Here is a 235-nt window from a genome sequence, read left to right as displayed (position 1 = left end):
GGCACACATACTGCGGCGGCTTGACCAGTGGGACACCGGCGTTAGCGCAAGGACAAAGAAGCCATGCCCGAGGCAGAAAATATCGTACGCATCAAGAACATCAACGTGATCTATGGCGGCCATCACGCCGTGAAGAACGTCTCGCTCGACATCACGCGCGGCGAGGTCGTGGCGATCGTCGGACCCAGCGGCGCGGGGAAGAGCACGCTGCTGCGCGCGATCAACATGCTCGAAC

The 235-nt window shown here is 61.3% G+C and carries 1 protein-coding gene; it reads left to right on the top strand.

The window, feature by feature from the left end; genetic code table 11:
* Positions 1–63: 63 nt before the first annotated feature.
* On the top strand, positions 64–235 hold a 172-nt coding region (locus EOC06_RS45565), incomplete at its 3' end, for an ATP-binding cassette domain-containing protein (RefSeq protein WP_128310215.1).

Origin of the sequence: Mesorhizobium sp. M7A.F.Ca.MR.362.00.0.0 (genome assembly GCF_004023175.1) — a bacterium.
Lineage (GTDB): Bacteria > Pseudomonadota > Alphaproteobacteria > Rhizobiales > Rhizobiaceae > Mesorhizobium.
Note: the sequence above shows the minus strand (reverse complement) of the source record. Positions and strands in the feature narration are given on the sequence as shown.